The 18,268-nt window shown below is 70.5% G+C and carries 16 protein-coding genes; 8 read left to right on the top strand and 8 right to left on the bottom strand.

All coding sequences use genetic code 11. The features are described from left to right. The 5 genes from efeB to GUY61_RS18450 all read left to right on the top strand — a co-directional run. On the top strand, nucleotides 1-1,159 hold a 1,159-nt coding region (gene efeB / locus GUY61_RS18470), incomplete at its 5' end, for an iron uptake transporter deferrochelatase/peroxidase subunit (RefSeq protein ID WP_166631295.1). 146 nt (nucleotides 1,160-1,305) lie between these two features. Next, nucleotides 1,306-2,241 (top strand): prephenate dehydratase, encoded by a 936-nt coding sequence (gene pheA, locus GUY61_RS18465; protein ID WP_166631294.1) that lies wholly within the window; start codon nucleotides 1,306-1,308, stop codon nucleotides 2,239-2,241. A gap of 593 nt (nucleotides 2,242-2,834) precedes the next feature. Then, complete coding sequence (serS, locus tag GUY61_RS18460; protein WP_166631293.1) at nucleotides 2,835-4,112, top strand: serine--tRNA ligase; 1,278 nt, start codon at nucleotides 2,835-2,837, stop codon at nucleotides 4,110-4,112. Then, the gene (locus GUY61_RS18455; RefSeq protein ID WP_166631292.1) at nucleotides 4,109-4,963 is read left to right on the top strand and encodes an HAD family hydrolase; all 855 of its coding nucleotides are present in this window, start codon (nucleotides 4,109-4,111) and stop codon (nucleotides 4,961-4,963) included. The genes serS and GUY61_RS18455 overlap by 4 nt, the downstream gene beginning before the upstream one ends. Before the next feature lie 356 nt (nucleotides 4,964-5,319). Then, the gene (locus GUY61_RS18450) at nucleotides 5,320-5,679 is read left to right on the top strand and encodes a DUF488 domain-containing protein (protein ID WP_166631291.1); all 360 of its coding nucleotides are present in this window, start codon (nucleotides 5,320-5,322) and stop codon (nucleotides 5,677-5,679) included. Nucleotides 5,680-5,821: 142 nt separating this feature from the next. On the opposite strand, the gene GUY61_RS18445 is transcribed toward GUY61_RS18450, so the two are convergent. From GUY61_RS18445 to GUY61_RS18430, 4 genes are read right to left on the bottom strand one after another with little or no spacing between them, the layout of a single operon-like run. After that, nucleotides 5,822-6,541 carry an ABC transporter permease gene (locus GUY61_RS18445; protein ID WP_166631290.1) on the bottom strand — a complete coding sequence of 240 codons (720 nt, stop codon included), beginning with the start codon at nucleotides 6,539-6,541 and terminating at the stop codon, nucleotides 5,822-5,824. Nucleotides 6,542-6,556: 15 nt separating this feature from the next. After that, entirely contained in the window at nucleotides 6,557-7,468 is a 912-nt protein-coding gene (locus GUY61_RS18440) for an ABC transporter ATP-binding protein (protein WP_166631289.1), read from the bottom strand. Between the two features lie 49 nt (nucleotides 7,469-7,517). Next, entirely contained in the window at nucleotides 7,518-8,435 is a 918-nt protein-coding gene (locus GUY61_RS18435; RefSeq protein ID WP_166631288.1) for an ABC transporter permease, read from the bottom strand. Continuing rightward, a complete protein-coding gene (locus GUY61_RS18430; protein ID WP_166631296.1) occupies nucleotides 8,425-9,450 on the bottom strand; it encodes an ABC transporter ATP-binding protein in 1,026 nt (341 codons plus the stop codon). Before GUY61_RS18430 ends, GUY61_RS18435 begins: the two co-directional genes overlap by 11 nt. 269 nt (nucleotides 9,451-9,719) lie before the next feature. On the opposite strand from GUY61_RS18430, the gene GUY61_RS18425 reads away from it, so the two are divergent. Beyond that, complete coding sequence (locus tag GUY61_RS18425) at nucleotides 9,720-11,453, top strand: SDR family oxidoreductase (RefSeq protein WP_313896727.1); 1,734 nt, start codon at nucleotides 9,720-9,722, stop codon at nucleotides 11,451-11,453. 347 nt (nucleotides 11,454-11,800) lie between these two features. Beyond that, complete coding sequence (locus tag GUY61_RS18420) at nucleotides 11,801-12,343, top strand: RNA 2'-phosphotransferase (RefSeq protein WP_166631286.1); 543 nt, start codon at nucleotides 11,801-11,803, stop codon at nucleotides 12,341-12,343. A 60-nt stretch (nucleotides 12,344-12,403) separates the two neighbouring features. On the opposite strand, the gene GUY61_RS18415 is transcribed toward GUY61_RS18420, so the two are convergent. Both GUY61_RS18415 and GUY61_RS18410 read right to left on the bottom strand, forming a co-directional pair. Then, entirely contained in the window at nucleotides 12,404-13,099 is a 696-nt protein-coding gene (locus GUY61_RS18415) for a maleylpyruvate isomerase N-terminal domain-containing protein (protein WP_166631285.1), read from the bottom strand. 153 nt (nucleotides 13,100-13,252) lie between these two features. Further along, nucleotides 13,253-14,170: an LLM class flavin-dependent oxidoreductase gene (locus GUY61_RS18410; RefSeq protein WP_166631284.1), complete on the bottom strand. Its 918-nt coding sequence runs from the start codon at nucleotides 14,168-14,170 to the stop codon at nucleotides 13,253-13,255. Nucleotides 14,171-14,283: 113 nt separating this feature from the next. Between GUY61_RS18410 and GUY61_RS18405 the strand changes: the two genes are divergently transcribed. Beyond that, nucleotides 14,284-15,141 (top strand): Cof-type HAD-IIB family hydrolase, encoded by an 858-nt coding sequence (locus GUY61_RS18405; protein ID WP_166631283.1) that lies wholly within the window; start codon nucleotides 14,284-14,286, stop codon nucleotides 15,139-15,141. Between the two features lie 50 nt (nucleotides 15,142-15,191). On the opposite strand, the gene GUY61_RS18400 is transcribed toward GUY61_RS18405, so the two are convergent. Both GUY61_RS18400 and cydC read right to left on the bottom strand, forming a co-directional pair. Beyond that, nucleotides 15,192-16,241 (bottom strand): M23 family metallopeptidase, encoded by a 1,050-nt coding sequence (locus tag GUY61_RS18400; RefSeq protein WP_166631282.1) that lies wholly within the window; start codon nucleotides 16,239-16,241, stop codon nucleotides 15,192-15,194. A gap of 126 nt (nucleotides 16,242-16,367) precedes the next feature. Beyond that, nucleotides 16,368-18,268: thiol reductant ABC exporter subunit CydC (gene cydC / locus GUY61_RS18395; RefSeq protein ID WP_166631281.1), on the bottom strand; the 1,901-nt coding region annotated here is incomplete at its 5' end.

Raw genomic sequence — 18,268 nt, 5'->3', positions numbered from 1 at the left:
GGGTGGGGCGGGCGGCACGGTACTCGCGGCCTCCCTGGAGGATGACGCTCCCACCCCGCTCAGCTCCATCGGCTCGGCCACAGCCTCGTTTCACGTGAAACACCAGGCGGGCATCACCACGCCGCTCCAGGCACGCGGCCACCTGGCCGCCTTCGACCTGACCCCCGGCGCAGGCCGGACCGAGGCCGCCGCACTGCTGAGGCGCTGGTCCGCCGCCGCCGAGCGAATGATGAGCGGCCGCCCGCCGGCGGCGGACGACACCGGTATCGCGCTCGACGCCGGACCCTCGCAACTGACCGTCACCTTCGGCTTCGGCCGTACGTTCTTCGAGCGCACCGGCCTGGAGAAGCAGCGGCCCGCCGCCCTCGACCCGCTGCCCGACTTCTCCTCCGACCATCTGGACCCCAAGCGCAGCAACGGTGATCTGTGGGTGCAGATCGGAGCGGACGACGCCCTCGTCGCGTTCCACGCGCTGCGGGCGATCCAGCGAGAGGCCGGGAAAGCCGCACGCCTGCGCTGGCAGATGAACGGCTTCAACCGCACTCCCGGGGCCACCTCCTCGCCCATGACCGCGCGCAACCTGATGGGACAGGTCGACGGCACCAGGAACCCGAAGCCGACCGACGAGAACTTCGAGCAGCGCATCTTCCTCCCGGCGAACGGCGAGCCGGAGTGGATGGCCCACGGTTCCTACGCCGTCGTACGCCGCATCCGCATGCTCCTCGACTCCTGGGACGGGCTGTCGCCGGAGGAGCAGGAGAGGGTCATCGGACGGAAGAAGTCCACGGGAGCCCCGCTCACCGGCGGCACCGAGACCACTCCCATGGACATGGAGGCGACCGACTCCAAGGGGGAGCTGATCGTCCCGGCCAATGCCCACGCCCGTATCTCGACCCCGGAGACAAACGGCGGCGCGGCGATGCTCCGGCGCCCGTTCTCCTTCCACGACGGCTTCGACTCCGACGGGACACCGGACGCCGGGCTCCTCTTCGTCTGCTGGCAGGCCGATCCGCTGCGCGGCTTCGTCCCGGTGCAGCGGAAACTGGACCGAGGGGACGCGCTGTCGGCATTCATCCGGCACGAGTCCAGCGGGCTGTACGCCGTGCCGGGCGGGCCGGCGAAGGGTGAGTACGTCGGCCAGCGGCTGCTGGAGAGCTGAACTCCGGACACCAGTGGTTTTGTATGACCGATTGTCCGTTTTCCGGACAGACCGGCGGGGCGTCTTGACGCTCGATAAGCTGGCCTGCATCGGGAGATCGGCGGGCGGTCCCCGTTCATCTCCGTCTCCGCAGGGAGCCACGCACCATGTCGGCCACCAGGTACACCTATCTCGGCCCCGAAGGCACCTTCACCGAGGCCGCACTGCGCAGTCTGCCCGAGGCGGCGACCCGCCAGCTCGCCCCCATGGTCTCCGTGCCTGCCGCGCTCGACGCGGTGCGCAACGGAGAAGCCGCCGCCGCTCTCGTTCCCATCGAGAACTCCGTGGAGGGCGGGGTCACAGTCACCCTGGACCAGCTCGCCACCGGCGAACCTTTGATGATCTACCGCGAGGTGCTGCTGCCCATCGCCTTCGCGCTGCTCGTACGACCGGGGACCACGCTGTCAGACGTCAAGACGGTCACCGGGCATCCCGTCGCGCAGCCGCAGGTGCGCCAGTGGCTCTCCACGCATCTGCCGGACGCCGTCTGGGAGTCCGCGGCCTCCAACGCGGACGGTGCGCGGCTCGTCCAGGAGGGGCGTTTCGACGCGGCCTTCGCGGGCGAGTTCGCGGCGGCCACGTACGGACTGGAGCCGCTGGTCACCGAGATCCACGACGCGGCGAACGCGGAGACGCGGTTCGTGCTGGTCGGACGGCCGGCCAGGCCCGCGGCCCGCACCGGCGCGGACAAGACGTCCGTGGTGATCTGGTTGCGCGACGACCACCCGGGTGCGCTGCTCGAACTTCTCCAGGAATTCTCCTCGCGCGGCGTCAACCTGATGCTGATCCAGTCCCGGCCGACGGGCGAGGGAATCGGCAACTACTGCTTCGCGATCGACGCGGAGGGACACATCACCGACCGGCGCGTGGGCGAGGCACTGATGGGCTTGCGCCGGATCTGCCCCAAGGTGCGTTTCCTGGGCTCGTACCCGAGGGCCGGGGTCTCCCCGGCGGACACGAGGAAGCTCCCGTACGGGACCTCGGACGAGGAGTTCATGGCCGCCGCCGACTGGCTGGCGCGCTGCCAGGACGGGCGTCCCTGAACCCTGGGGAACCCGCCACCCCCGGCGGGCCGGATCAACCCGCACCCCCGCCGGGCCGGATCAAGCCCGAGTGCGGCGGACTCGTCCTACCTGCGTATTTTCTTTATCCACAGAAGTTATCCACAGGATCCCTTCTCGACCTGGGGACAAGTCGACAACGGGCTCCGGCATGGTCGACAAATCGCCCCAGAGAGGGCTCGTCAACCCACAGGGGGATGGGTCACTCTTCATTGCCCATTCCCCTTGATCGGCACTTCAGAGCGAGCAATTCCCACCCAAATGAGCGTGGGAAACGTGTTTGAAAAGGAATTCTTCGCCCCCCGCTCCCCTTTGGCCACAATCTTCCAGGCCATCCACAGGCAGTTCTCACAGCCTGTGGATAACAAACGCCGCACCGTGAATGCCTGTGGACAACGCCGGGCCACAACCCGCCCCGAGGCCGGGACGACAGGCCCGTCGGCACCGCTCGGCGCCTCTCGCGGGGAATGCCCTGCCACTTCGGCCACGCCATTCAAGACGGGCAAATCGGTCAAATGCCAGTGTGCGGGAATAGCGGGTCGAGAGTTCCGAGCCCTCACCGGTAGCCTGGTCACGTGATTGACCTTCGCCTGCTCCGTGAGGACCCCGACCGTGTTCGCGCCTCCCAGCGCGCCCGTGGAGAGGACGTCGCCCTCGTCGACGCGCTGCTCTCCGCCGACGAGCGGCGCAGGTCTTCCGGTCTGCGCTTCGACGAACTCCGCTCCGAGCAGAAGGCGCTCGGGAAGCTCATCCCCAAGGCCTCCGGCGAGGAGAAGGCCGGCCTGCTGAAGAGGGCCGGAGAGCTCAGCGCTGCCGTCAAGGCCGCCGACACCGAGCAGCACGAGGCCGACGAGGAGACCAAGAGGCTGCTGCTGCAGCTCGGCAACCTCGTCCACCCGGACGTCCCGGTCGGTGGCGAGGAGGACTTCACCGTCCTCGAGACGCACGGCACGGTCCGTGACTTCGCGGCCGAGGGCTTCGAGCCCAAGGACCATCTGGAGCTCGGTGAGGCCTTGGGCGCCATCGACGTCGAACGCGCCGCCAAGGTCTCCGGCTCGCGCTTCTACTACCTGACCGGTGTCGGCGCGCTGCTGGAACTCGCCCTGGTCAACGCGGCGATCGCACAGGCCACCGAGGCCGGGTTCACACCGATGCTGACGCCCACCCTGGTCCGCCCGCGCGCCATGGAGGGCACCGGCTTCCTCGGCCAGGCCGCCGAGAACGTGTACCACCTGGAGAAGGACGACTACTACCTCGTCGGGACCTCCGAGGTGCCGCTCGCGGCCTACCACATGGACGAGATCCTCGACGCCTCGAAGCTGCCGCTGCGCTACGCCGGCTTCTCGCCCTGCTACCGCCGCGAGGCCGGAACGTACGGCAAGGACACCCGCGGGATCTTCCGCGTCCACCAGTTCGACAAGGTCGAGATGTTCTCGTACGTCGTGCCGGAGGACTCCGAGGCGGAGCACCGGCGTCTCCTGGAATGGGAGAAGCAGTGGCTCACCAGCCTGGAGCTGCCGTTCCAGGTGATCGACGTCGCCACGGGCGATCTGGGCGCCTCCGCCTCGCGGAAGTTCGACTGCGAGGCGTGGATCCCGACGCAGGGCAAGTACCGCGAGCTGACCTCCGCCTCCAACTGCAACGAGTTCCAGGCCCGCCGGCTCTCCGTGCGGCTCAGGGACGGCAAGACGGTGCGGCCGCTGGCGACGCTGAACGGCACGCTCTGCGCCGTACCGCGGACGATCGTCGCGATTCTGGAGAACCACCAGCAGGCGGACGGTTCGGTACGGGTGCCGGAGGTGCTGAAGCCCTACCTGGGCGGCCGGGAGCTGCTGGAACCGGTCGCCAAGTGACCTCGTCCGCCTCGTCCTTCGGCTCTCCGTCCTCCCCCTCGGATGCGCCGTCCTTCCCGTACCGGCTGATCGCGACCGATCTCGACGGGACGCTGCTCCGTTCCGACGAGACGGTCTCGGCCCGCACGCGCCGGGCGCTCGACACGGCCGGCGCGGCCGGTGCGGCCCACATCGTCGTCACGGGGCGGTCCGTGCCATGGACCCGGCACATCCTGGACGACCTGGACTACCGCGGTCTGGCCGTGTGCGGCCAGGGCGCGCAGGTCTACCACGCTGGTGAGCACCGGCTGCTCACCTCGGTGACGCTGGACCGGCAGCTGGCTGGGCTGGCCCTGGCCAAGATCGAGGCGGAGGTCGGGCCGCTCGCGCTGGCCGCCAGCCGTGACGGCCTGGCCGGGGAGGTGCTGGCGGGAGAGGGGTACGCGGTGCAGGACGGCCCGCTGCCCTACGTGAAGATGGACGATCCCGCCGAGTTGTGGTCGGCGCCGCTCAACAAGGTCTACATCCAGCGTCCCGGCCTCGACGACGACGAACTGGCGGTCGCCGCCAGGGCCGCCGCAGGCGGTCTCGTCGACGTGGTGATGGCGGGCCCCGGAATAGTGGAGATCCTGCCGCTGGGTCTGACCAAGGCGACCGGCCTTTCGCTGGCCGCGCGCAGGCTCGGACTGAAGGCCGCGGACACCATCGCCTTCGGCGACATGCCCAACGACATCCCGATGTTCGGCTGGGCCGAGCACGGGGTCGCCATGGCCAACGCGCACGAGGAACTGAAGGCCGTGGCGCACGAGATCACGGCGTCGAACGAGGACGACGGCATCGCGGTCGTCCTGGAGCAGTTGCTGGGCGGCTGACGGCCCGTACGCACGCGGGTGGCGGCCGGGTGGGAGCACCGGCCACCGCCCCGCCCGGCGTGGGCGGTCGTCCACTCCTTCCGGAGGTGGCGGCCTGCGCGTGATGAGCGCGGCAGGACCGCCCGGGCGTGGTCCGCGGCGGCTCGACGGAGCGCGGCTGTGCGCCGCTGCTCCGGTGCCTGTCCGGGGCCGCCCCGCAGGGAACTCGGCGGACTGACCGTTCTCCCGGTCGACGCCTCGTTCCTCTCCCGGTACGAGACACCCGTGGCGGGCGTCGTCGGCAGCTCCACTGTGCCGGGTGGGCGAGAGGGCGCGCCACCGGTTTACCGGCCGGCGGGGCTGCGATTCTTGGGCTCATGACCGACATCAGGATCCGCCGTGTCTACGATCCGCCGTCCGGGGACGACGGCGCCCGAGTGCTCGTCGACCGGCTCTGGCCGCGCGGTCTGAGCAAGGACGCGGCCGGCGTGGACGAATGGCCCAAGGCCCTGACGCCCTCCACCGAGCTCCGGCGCTGGTACCACGCGGGCTCGGGCGGCTTCGAGGAGTTCCGCGGTCGCTACGAGGACGAACTGGCCGCGCCCGAGGCGGCCGGGGCACTGGAGGGACTGCGCGAGCTGGCCCGTACGGCGGACCGGCTCACGCTGCTCACCGCCTCGAAGGACCTTGAGCACAGCCATGCCGCCGTGCTCCGGGCGGTGCTCGCGGAGGGCTGACGGCCGGTTCGGTACCGGCCGCTGAGACGGCGACGGGCCCGGACGCGTCGTCCGGGCCCGGCCGTAGGGCGTGTCCCGCCATGCCGGGACGACGCCGTCGCGGCGCCACCTCCGGGGACCGCCGTGCGACGGTTCGCCGTGACTACTCGTCTCCGGCGATCTTCAGCGTCCGCAGCTTCTGTCCCGCGAACCAGGTGGCCAACGCCGTGACGACCGCCAGCAGCACCATCGCCATCGGCAGGCCGACGTCCGAGGTGATCGCGCCCTCGGCTCCGATCCTCTCGGCCAGGGCCAGCGACCACTGCTGCACGCTCAGCGTCCTTGCACCGGGGACGAGGCTGCCGAACAGCGTCTCCCACACCAGGGCGTAGACGAGACCGGCGACGACCGCGTGCCGGGTGACCGTGCCGAGGAGCAGGAACAGCGCGGCGTAGGCGATGGAGGCCACCAGCGCCGCCACCGTGTAGGCGATGGCGATCTGCTGCCCGTTGCCGTTGAGGATCATCCCGGCGATGAAGGTCGGGACAGCGGAGAAGACCATGGTCACGGCGATGGCGACGGTCAGCTTGGTGACGATGATCGTGGGCCGTTTCACCGGCTTCGACAGCAGGTAGACGATCGAGCCGTCGTCGATCTCGGGGCCGATCGCGCCCGTTCCCGCGATGACGCCGATGAGCGGCACCATAGTGGCGAGGCCGAATCCGCCCAGCACGTCGGCGGCGACCTGGTCGTCGGCGCCGCTGAAGACGCGCACCGCAAGAGAGAGCAGGATCAGCAGGGCGGGCAGGACGAAGAGGACGGCCGCGCGGCGGCGGCCGAGCAGGGCCCGGTAGGTGAGCCGGGCGACCGTGGGGTTGTACATCGCTCAAGGCTCCTTTCAGGCCGCTACGAGGTAGGAGAAGACCGATTCGAGGGACTCGTCGGAGGGCGAGACCGTCAGCAGCCTGATGCCGTGCTCCTTGGCGACCTTCGGCAGCAGCACTGTGAACCGGCCGAAGTCCACCGCCTGGATGCGCAGCGCCTTGTCCGCGAAGTCCACCTCGATGCCGGCCGTCGACGGGTCCGCGATCAGTGCCGCGGCCAGCGCCCGGTCGTCGCTGGACCGGACGAGGTAGCGGTGCGGGCGGTCGGTCATGAGCCGGCGGATCCGGCGGTAGTCGCCGGATGCGGCGTGGCGCCCCGCGACGATCACCTCGATGTGCGAGGCGAGTTGCTCGACCTCCTCCAGTATGTGCGAGGAGAACAGCACCGTGCGGCCCTCGGCGCCCATCCGGCGCAGCAGCTCCATCAGCTGCATCCGCTGGCGCGGGTCCATGCCGTTGAACGGTTCGTCGAGCAGGAGCACCGACGGGTCGTGGACCAGGGCGGAGGCCATCTTCACGCGCTGGCGCATGCCCTTGCTGTACGTCGCGATCTTCCGGTCCTGCGCGTACTCCATCTCCACGGTGGCCAGAGCCTTCTGGGCGGCCCGCGCGCCGAGCCCGTGCAGTTCGGCGTTGGCGACGACGAACTCGCGGCCGGTGAGGAAGTCGTACATCGCCTCCCGCTCGGGGACGATGCCGATCCGCTTGTAGACGGACTCGTTGCGCCAGATCTGCTCGCCGTCGAGGGCGACGGTGCCTGTGGAGGGGGCCAGGAACCCGGCCATCATGTTGATCAGCGTGGACTTGCCCGCGCCGTTGGGACCGAGCAGCCCCGTCACGCCGGGTCCGATCGTCATGGTGATGTCGTTGACCGCCACCACATTGCCGAACCAGCGGGAGGTGTGGTCGATCGAAAGAGTGCTCATGGGCGCGGCCCGTTCCTTGGAAGGGTGACGGCGGGGGACGAGTGGGCGGTCACAGTCCGACCTTTCGGTAGCGGCGCATCAGCACGCCGTACGAACCGGCGACGAGCCCCAGGACGACGAGGAGGTAGACCACCCCGGCGCCCGTCGAGGGGCCCTCCCCGCCGGGGAAGGCGGAGGTGGCGCCGAGGAAGGCCGACTGGACACCGTCGATGAGGGTGATCGGGGAGAAGAGGCCGAGCCAGGCGACTGCGCCGGGACTGCCCGTCTCCCAGGCGATGGCCTGGATCGTGCTCACCGCGCCGTAGGAGATCGTCAGTACGCCGATCACGGCGGCCACGCCGAAGCCGCGGCGCGGGGTGAGGGCGGCCATCACCAGGCCGAGGCCGGCGAAGAGCACCGACAGCAGCGCGACGGAGACCATGCCCTGTGCGAACCCTTCCGTCTGGTCGGAGAAGTCGAACTTGGCGAGCAGCGCGCCGACGTAGAGGATCACCAGGGGCACCGCGGTCAGGATGAACAGCGCCGAGGCCATCGCCGCGTACTTCGACAGCACGTAGTCGACGCGCTCGATGGGCCGGGAGAAGTACAGCGGGACCGTCTTGAAGCGCAGGTCGCGGGAGACGGACTGCGGGGCCTGCGAGGCGAGGTACAGACCGATGACGGCCTGGGTCACGATCGCGTACCTCGTGTACTCGATCGGGAGGTCCGAGGCGTCGGGAAGGGCGATCGCCACGGCGACGATGATGGCGGCCGGCACGCACATGACGCCGAAGAGCAGCATCGGCAGCACTTTGGACTTGGCGGAACGGCCCAGTCCGTACGCGCCGCGCAGGCTCTGCGAGAACAGCGAGCGGCGGGCGTGGGCGCGGCCGAGGCGCGGCCCGTCGTACTTGCGGTAGCCGATGTTGTGGATCCGCGTGTTCTCGGCGGACGCCGTGGTCGGACCGGTCGTGGTGTCAGCGGCCATCGCCCGCTCCTTCCTTCTGCAGCGCGTACTCGGTGGACTGGGGGGCGCCGGTGGCCGCGGGGGACCCGGCGGGCTCGGCGGCCGGTTCCGAGCGGAAGACCTCCGCGATGTGGTGACGGCGCTGCTCCATGCGGACCAGCCCGACACCGAGCTCGGCGACGGCGTCCCTGATGACGTCGTAGGTCTCCTCGCCGGTGGCCTCGACGAGGAGGATGTGGCCCGCGCCGGGCAGTCCCTGTTCCTCGGCGGCGGCCGGCTGGAGGCCCTTGGCGAGCAGCGCGGCGCGCAGTGCCCCGGTGCCGTCCGGGTGATCGTCGCTGTCGGTGACCTCGACCGCCAGCGTGGCCGTCGTCTGGGTGAAGTCGCTGGTGGAGCTGGAACGCAGCAGGCGCCCGCCGTCGATGACGACAACGTGGTCGCAGGTGCGTTCCAGTTCGCCGAGGAGGTGGGAGGTGACGAGCACCGAGATGCCGAAGTCGGTGTGGATCCGGCGGATCAGGCCGAGCATCTCGTCCCGGCCCACCGGGTCCAGGCCGTTGGTCGGTTCGTCGAGGAAGACCAGCTGCGGGTCGTGGACCAGCGCCTGGGCGAGCTTGACCCGCTGCTTCATCCCGGTCGAGTAGCCCCCTATGGGGCGGTACCGCTCCTCGTACAGGCCGACGTGGCGCAGGGTGTCCGCCGTGCGCTCACGGGCCGCGGCGGGCGGCAGACCCGACATGCGTGCCATGTGCACGACGAACTCGGTGGCCGAGACGTCGGGCGGCAGGCAGTCGTGCTCCGGCATGTAGCCCACCCGCTCACGGATGGCGCCGCCGCTGGTGGCGACGTCGAGCCCGAGCACGGAGGCGCGGCCCTCACTGGCCGGGGACAGACCCAGGAGGATCTTGATCAGGGTTGATTTGCCGGCTCCGTTGGCTCCGACCAGGCCGGTCACCCCGGGCTGGATGTCCATGGAGAGCCGGTCGAGTGCGGTCACCCGGGGGAACCGCTTGCTCAGGCTTTCGGTCGCGATCACAGTCACGTTTTCGAAGATAGTGGTGCAGGCCACACCGCACGTCAGTCCAGATGCCTGCATCCGTGTCCGCCTCCAGGCGTACGGGCCACTAGGGGGTCGCCACGGAAGAGGACACCCCGGACTGCCGGAAGAACGACATGAACACATCCAAAGTTGTCCACAGGCCCCGGGCACCCGTTGACGCCGCCTCCCGGTCCCCGTCACATTCGTTCGTGTCGGAACCGGGTCGAGTGGGGTGGCGTGTGATCGATGGAGCCAGGGAAAGCCGGGTGCGCAGCGGCGACGTGGAGCTGTGCGTCGCCGAGCTGGGCGAGCGCGGGCGCCCGACGGTCGTGCTGGTGCACGGCTACCCCGACAGCAAGGAGGTCTGGTCCCTGGTCGCCGCACGCCTCGCGGACCGGTTCCACGTCGTGCTGTACGACGTGCGGGGCCACGGCGGGTCCACGGCGCCGGAGCCGCTGCGTGGCGGCTTCACCCTGGACCGGCTCACGGACGACTTCCTCGCCGTCGCCGACGCCGTCAGTCCCCGCCGGCCGGTTCACCTCGTGGGGCACGACTGGGGTTCCGTGCAGTCCTGGGAGTTCGTGACCGTGGGGCGCACGAAGGGCCGGATCGCGTCCTTCACCTCCCTCTCCGGCCCCTCGCTCGACCATTTCGGGCACTGGCTGAGGAAGCGGAGGGACAGACCGACGCCGCGCCACGCGGCCCAGCTCCTCGGACAGGGAGCCAAGTCCTGGTACGTCTACGCGTTCCACACTCCGCTCCTCCCCGAACTCGCCTGGCGCGGCCCCGTCGGCAGGCACTGGCCGCAGATCCTCCGGCGTCTGGAGAAGGTCCCGCCCGGCGGGGGCTACCCGGCACCCACCCTGGGTGAGGACGCCGCCCACGGCGTGTGGCTGTACCGGGACAACGTCCGCGCACGGCTGCGCGCTCCGCGCGAGGACGCGTATGCCCATGCCCCGGTCCAGTTGATCACCCCGACCAGGGACACCTACCTCTCCGAGAGGCTGTACGACGACCTCGATCGATGGGTTCCCCGGCTCGTACGCCGCAGCCTGCCCGCCGGGCACTGGGTGCCCAGGACCCATCCCGACCGGCTCGCCTCCTGGATCGGTGATTTCGTGAGCCTCGTCGAGAGCGGGGAGGACGCTGTGCGGGCACCGGCCGGCAGTCCGTACGCCGACCGGTTCGGCGGACGGCTGGTCCTGGTCACCGGGGCCGCGAGCGGCATCGGCCGTGCCACGGCCGAGGCCTTCGCCGAAGCGGGGGCGCGGGTCGTCTGCGTCGACGTCGACGCCGAGGGCGCGGCCAGGACCGCCGGCACGGCCAGGCTCGTGGGTGCGCCGGAGGCCTGGAGCGAGACCGTGGACGTCGGCGACGAGCAGGCGATGGAGAAGCTCGCCCTGAAGGTCGCCGCCGAGTACGGAATCGTCGATGTCGTCGTCAACAACGCGGGGATCGGCCTGGCCGGCGACTTCCTGGACACCACGGCCGAGGACTTCAGGCAGGTTCTCGACGTGAACCTGTGGGGTGTCATCCACGGCTGCCGCGTCTTCGGCCGGCAGATGGCCGACCGCGGCGAGGGCGGACACATCGTCAATATCGCTTCCGCCGCTGCCTTTCAGCCCTCGCGAGCCCTGCCCGTGTACAGCACCTCCAAGGCTGCTGTCCTGATGCTCAGTCAGTGTCTACGTGCCGAACTTGCCGGTAAACGCATCGGCGTTACGGCGATATGCCCGGGATTTGTCAATACGGGTATTACAACCAGTGCTCGCCACACCGGTGTTACGAAGGAGGAGCAGCAGCGACGCCGTACCAGGTCGGCCCGGCTGTACGCACGGCGCAACTACTCCCCGGAGAAGGTCGCGGAAGCGGTGCTCCGCGCCGTCGCCGAGAACAAGGCGGTGGTGCCCGTGACTCCGGAAGCGCGCGGTCTGCTGCTCCTGTCCCGCTTCGCACCCAAGGCGCAGCGTGTGCTGGCGCGTTGGGACCCGAAGCTGTGAACCCGACGGCATCGCTCCCGTGCCCGGTTTGGAAGCGGGCCGGTCGACGGCTGTCCGGGAGTTGGCCGAAGAAGGCGGACAACAGGATTGCAGGAGAAGGCGGCTGGTCGTTCCGTGGATTCAACTCACCACAGCCGGAAAACGTGTATTCGACAACCGACGGCACATGCACACGAATTGAGCAAATCGCTTGATCGGGAGTAGAGTTGTCCACAGAACAGTCAAACAGCCTGTGGATAACCGAGGTTGGTTGTGGATCAAACCCAACCGGCAATGATTTACCGAGAGTTGACTCGCGCAAGGAAATGGGGTGCGGTGGCCGACCGGATCCGGTCACTCTGAACGCCATGGACCAAAGACGCACTGTCAAGGTGTCGAAGTACCTCTCGAGGCACCTCCGCCATCAGCCCGAGCGGATCGGCATCACCCTTGACGCCAACGGCTGGGTCGAGATCGACACCCTCATCCGGTCCGCCGCCGAGCACGGGTTCCGCTTCACCCGCGCGGAACTCGATCACGTGGTGGCCGTCAACGACAAGCAGCGCTTCGCCGTGGAGGGAGACCGGATCCGCGCCAACCAGGGGCACACCGTGGAGGTCGACCTGGATCTGCCTCCGGCCGGACCTCCCGAGTATCTGTACCACGGCACGGTCTCCCGCAATCTCGACGCCATCAGGGCCGAGGGCCTGCGGCCGATGAGGCGCCACCACGTCCACCTCTCGGCCGACCGGGAGACCGCCACCCGGGTCGGCGCCCGCCGTGGCCGGCCGGTCGTGCTGTCCGTCGACGCGGGCGCCATGCACCGCGCGGGCCATGTCTTCCGGGTGAGCAGCAACGGCGTCTGGCTCGTCGACGAGGTGCCCCCGGCCTTCCTCCGATTTCAGGACTGAACCGGGTGTCGCCCGCCTCCGCGGGAAATGATCACGCCCGGGGCGTGCGCCCCGGGGTCCTCACCCCAGCGCGAGCCTGCGCAGCCCGCCGCGTTCGGCTACCAGCCGTTCCGCGGCGCTCATCGGCAGCCTGCCGGTCGCCTTCCGCAGAAAGGTCGTGCGGTCGCACTCCATGCCCGGCGGTGGCACGTGTCCGGAGGAGCCCACACCGTCCAGCAGCAGACCGGTGACCACTTCCTGAGCCTCCTCGGTGGCCCAGGGACCGTGGCCGAGGCCCTCAGCGATGTCGAAGCCGTGCACGCACACCTCGAAGACCCGGGTCACCAGAAACTGGGACAGCAGCATCGGGTCTCCGTGCCGGGTGCGCACGACCCGTCCCTCCGGCTCCCGCTCGCACCGGTCCACGGCCAACCGCCAGGTGCTGTCGAAAAGTTCCGCCAGGTCCTGTCCGCTGCGGTGCGCGGCGGACGCCTCACGGGCCGACTCGACGCGCGCGCTGTTCGCGCCGGGTGAGAAACGGTGATCCGGTGCGTAGTACCCGACGGCGGTCACCAGGCCGCTCCGCGGCGGCTCGGGTTCCGCCAGCATGGAGCCCACCCGGCCGACCACCGTCGTCACATGGGCCAATACGTCCCGGACGGTCCAGGGAGGGCAGGGACTCGGCCGGTCCCATTCCGGCTCCGGAATCCCGCTGACCATGCCGAACAACCGCTCGGACTCGGCCCGAAGGGCCCTCAACACCCGTTCCCCGTCCATGCTGTTCAGCGTAAACGGACGCGTCCTCCGGAGGGAGCGCGGATTGCCGGCCATGGGCCCTCCGGCGGCGGGCTCTCCGGCGTCCGATGGCCGGCACCCCGATATCCGGTGAACCGCGTCCGTTGACCGGATTCCGGGAGCGGGTTCGGACCGTCAGCCGCCGAGTGCGGCCGCCGCCTCCGTGGCGATCCGCTCGAAGAGCTTCTCGTCGGCCGCGAAGACGGAGTCGGGAATCGGCCAGTGCACGACGATCTCGGTGAAGCCGAGTGCGCGGTGCCGCCCGGCGAAGTCCACGAAGGCCTGGAAGGAGTCGAGCGGCCGGTCCGGGGTGAACCCGGCCAGAAGGATCTTGTCGAGCTCCCCGGCGTCCCGCCCCGCCTCCTCGCACGCCGCCCCGAGCCTGGCCAGCTGTCCTCCGATGGCCGCCAGCGACTGCTCCGGCGTACCCGTCTCGTACAGCTTCGGATCCCCGGTGGTCACCCATGCCTGGCCGTGCCTCGCGGCCAGGCGGAGTCCGCGCGGCCCGGTCGCCGCCACCGCGAACGGCAGCCGGGGACGCTGCACGCAGCCCGGGATGTTGCGCACCTCGTCCGCCGAGTAGAAGACGCCTTCCTCGCTGACCACCTCCTCGCGCAGCAGCCGGTCCAGCAGCGGCACGAACTCGGCGAAACGGTCGGCCCGCTCGCGCGACGACCACGGCTCCTGACCGAGCGCCGTCGCGTCGAAGCCGCTGCCGCCGGCCCCGACGCCCAGCGTGACGCGCCCGTCACTGACGTCGTCCAGCGAGATCAGTTCCTTCGCGAGCGTCACCGGGTGCCGGAAGTTCGGCGAGGTCACCAGCGTCCCGAGACGTATCCGGGACGTGGCGGCCGCGGCGGCGGTCAGGGTCGGCAGCGCGCCGAACCACGGACCGTCCCTGAAGCTGCGCCACGACAGGTGGTCGTACGTGTACCCCCCGTGGAAGCCCAGTTCTTCGGCGCGTCGCCACACCTCCCTGCCGCCTTCGTGCCAGCGGCGCACGGGGAGGATCACGGTACTGAGACGGAGCGGAGGCCGGGAGGAGGAGGTCATGCACAGCAGCCTAAACACCAGGACGGGCAAGGAGCGTGCCGACCGTGTTCGCGCGTTCACTCAAATGTGCGACCCTCTGCACACCCGGTGTGTGTGTACGGGACAATGTGTTTGTGACCTCAGTTACCGACCCGCAGTCCGCCCGCCCGACGCCCGCCGTCCCCCGGCTGATCGCCACGGACCTGGACGGCACCCTGCTGCGTGACGACAAGTCCGTGTCCGAGCGCACCGTCGCGGCGCTGACGGCCGCCGAGCAGGCCGGCATCGAGGTCTTCTTCGTGACCGGAAGACCGGCCCGCTGGATGGACGTGGTCAGAGACCACGTGCACGGCCACGGACTGGCAATCTGTGCCAACGGCGCCGCCGTCGTCGATCTGCACGCGGACGGCAGAATCGTTCAGGTAAGGGACCTGGAGCGGACGGTCGCGCTGGACGTCGTCGAGACGCTGCGCATCACGGCTCCCGGCACCTCCTTCGCCGTGGAGCTGACCACCGGCATCCACTACGAGCCCAAGTACCCGCCGTTCTTCCTCGACGCCGGTGCCACGGTCGCGGCGGCAGAGAAGCTGCTCCACGAGGAGGCCCCCGGGCTGGGAGCGCCCGTCCTCAAGGTGCTGGCACACCACCCGGAACTCACCCCCGACGGATTTCTCTCCCTGGCCCGCGAGGCGGCCGGCCACCTGGCGTCCTTCACCCGTTCCAGCCCGACGGCCCTGCTGGAGATCAGTGGCCTCGGCGTGAGCAAGGCGGGCACGCTCGCGGCCTGCTGCACGGAGCGGGGAATCGCGCCGGAGGAAGTCGTGGCCTTCGGGGACATGCCCAACGATCTGGAAATGCTCACCTGGGCGGGGACCTCGTACGCCATGGGCAACGCTCACCCGGACGTACTGGCCGCCGCATCCGGTCGCACGCTGGCCAACAACGAGGACGGCGTGGCCGTCGTCATCGAGCAGATCCTCGCACAGTTCTAGAACGTTTCTATAACCCGGTTCCGGCGTCGGCCCTGGCGTCCGGAAGGCCGTCACAGCGGCACGCCCTGCCGGGTCAGCCAGTCCACCGGATCCACTCCCGAACCCAGGTAGGGAGTGAGCCGTACCTCGAAGTGCAGGTGCGGTCCGGTGGAGTTCCCGGTGCTGCCGGTCTGGCCGAGCATCTGCCCCGTCCGCACCAGCTCCCCCTGCTCGACGGTGCTCGCGGCGAGGTGCGCGTACTGCGTGTAGTAGCCGTTGTCGTGGAGAACGAGCACCTGGACGCCGAAGGCGCCGCCGCAGGAGACCGAGGTGACCCGCCCGGCCCCGACGGCACGCACCGGCGTGCCGATCGGCACCGCGAAGTCCTGCCCGGTGTGCCGGCTCGCCCAGTGCTCACCCGCGCTGTCGAAGCCCGCCGAGAGTTCGTAATCGTCGACCGGTGCGACCCACGCGGGTCCTTCGGCCGGCGGATGATCCGGCACGCGTACGGGGCCCGCGCACTGGCCGGCGGCCACCAGGCCTTCCGCCTCGCCCTCGAGCCGCCACTGGGCCTCTTCGAGTCTGGTCTCGATGCCCCTCTTGATCTCGGCCAGCTGCTCGGTGCGCGCGTCCAGCGCCTGCCGGGCGGCCTCGGCCTTCGTCTCCTCGTGAGCGACCTTGTTCTCGGCACGCCGCGACTTGCCGAGCGCGTTGGCCAGGACGAGTTCCGCCTGCCGCTGGACCTGCTTCCCGCGCACGAGGTCGTCGGGATTTCTGGCCATCAGCAGCTGTGCTGCGTAGGGGAGTCCGCCACCGCTGCGGTAATGGGCCCGCGCGAGACCGCCCAGTTCGTCGTGCACGGCCGCGAGTTCGGCCCGTGCCCGGGCGAGCAGCTCCTCCAGCCGCCCGACCTCGGCGCGCTGTTCCTCGGCGGCGAGCCTGCCCTGCTCGTAGACCGCTGCTGCCTGTGCCGCTTCCTGGAACAGCCGGGCCACTTCGGCGCTCGCCCCGGCCAGCGGTCCGTCCCCGTCCGCGGCACGTGCGGCGGGTCCGCAGGCCAGGACGGAAAGCAGACACAGCACGGCCAGGAACGGCCGGCGGCGGCGGTGTCGCGGAAGCATAGTGGGATGGTCACCAGCGGCCGACCCGTTCTCCCACTCCACCGGGCACGCCCGCCCGTTCGGCCCACCCGCCATACCGGACCGGCCCACGGGCACCCCCCGGCCGGCCCATCGTGCCGGACTCCCTCATTCCCCGGCGACGGCGGCTGCCGGCACGGACCGGGCCTCCTCCGGGGCCAGGGCATCAGCCGAGCGCTCCCTGGCCAGCATCCGCAGGAACGGCCCTTGCCGACCTGCGAGTTCGTCATAGGTGCCCCGCTGGACGACGCGTCCCTGGTCCAGTACGACGATCTCGTCGACCTCTTGGAGCCCCTCCAGCCGGTGTGTGATCAGCAGGGTCGTCCGGCCCGCGGTGGCGGACAGCAGGTCGCTGGTGAGCTCGTGGGCGGTGGCCAGGTCCAGGTGCTCGGCCGGCTCGTCGAGGACAAGGACGGGGAAGCCGGCGAGCAGGGCGCGGGCCAGCGCGAGCCGCTGCCGCTGGCCTCCCGACAGCCGGGCGCCGTGCTCACCGACGAGAGTGTCCAGGCCCTCGGGAAGCGAGTCCACCCAGTCGAGGAGCCGGGCACCGGCGAGTGCCGCGCGCAGCTCCTCCTCCCGCGCGTCCGTCCGGGCCAGCCGCAGGTTCTCCCTGAGGGAACTGTCGAAGATGTGGGCGTCCTGGGCACACAGCCCGACATTCCGGCGCACCTCGTCCCCTTCCAGAGCCGCTGCCTCCGTACCGCCCAGGCTGTAGGCACCCGCCTCGGCGTCGAGAAACCGCAGCAGTACTTGCGCCAGGGTCGTCTTCCCCGACCCGGACGGGCCCACCACGGCGATACGCCGCCCCATGCGCAGTTCCAGGTCCAGCCCACGCAGCGCGGGCACCGCCTGTCCCGGATAGCGCGCGGTGAGTCCCCGTACGACCAGAGGGAACGGTGAGGCGGGAGGCTGCGCGGGGTGCTCCGGTTCCTGGACCGGCACGGGGCTGTCCAGCACCTCGTAGACACGCTCGGCGGCCTTGCGGACCCGCTGGCGGTACTGGACGGCCAGGGGCAGGCCGGTGACCGCTTCGAAGGCGGCGAGCGGCGTCAGTACGACGGCGGCGAGCGCGACACCGTCCAGCCGCCCGGTGTGGACGGCGTGGACCCCGGCGGCCGCGGCCAGGACGACGGTCAGGCCGCAGGCCAGAGCCGAGAGTCCGGCGCCCAGCGCGGTCGCCGCCGCCGAGCGGGAGGCGAGGCGGGTGAGCAGCCGGTCGGCCTCCTTCGCCCGGGCGAGCCGCGCCGGGACGGCACCCGCGACCGTCAGCTCGGCCGTGCCGGAGATCAGATCCACGACCTCGGTGGACAGAGCGCCGCGGGCGGGCGCGAGCTGCCGTTCCGCACGGCGTGCGCCGGCGCCGGTGAGCGCGGGTACGCCGAGGCCGGCGACCAGCAGCCCACAGGCGAGGACGGCACCGGCTTCGGGGAGCAGCCACGCGGTGAACCCGACCGACGCGAGTGAGACGGTAACGGCGGCTCCTGCGGGCAGCAACCACCGCACGAAGTAGTCCTGCAGGGCATCCACATCGGCCACCAGTCGGGACAGCAGATCGCCGCGCCTGCTGTCCTTCAGTCCGGCCGGAGCCAGCCGCTCCAGGCGGGAGTACACCGTCACCCTGAGCCCGGCGAGCATCCGCAGGACGGCGTCGTGCGACACCAGCCGCTCCGCGTAGCGGAAGACGGCCCGCCCGATGCCGAAGGCACGCGTCGCGGTGACCGCCATCATCAGATGGAGGACCGGCGGCTGCTCGGAGGCCCGTGAGATCAGCCAGCCCGAGACGGCCATGAGTCCCACGGCGGAGGCGAGCGCCAGGCTGCTCAGCAGCAGGCCGAGCGCCATGCGCCCCCGCACGGGCCGTGCGGCCGCCCGGACACGCCGCAGCACGCCGCGATCCCCGGAGCCGCCCTCGGCACAACCGTGTTGGTGGTACCCCGCGGAAACGGACACGTCCTGGGACCGCCTGGCGGTCGGCGCGAGGGCGGAAGCGGAGGTGCGGGGGAGGGAGG

Origin of the sequence: Streptomyces sp. GC420, assembly GCF_009916105.1 — a bacterium.
In the GTDB taxonomy this organism is placed as follows: Bacteria; Actinomycetota; Actinomycetes; order Streptomycetales; family Streptomycetaceae; genus Streptomyces.
The sequence above is the reverse complement of the archived record's forward strand: the minus strand, read 5'-3'. Positions and strand labels throughout refer to the sequence as shown.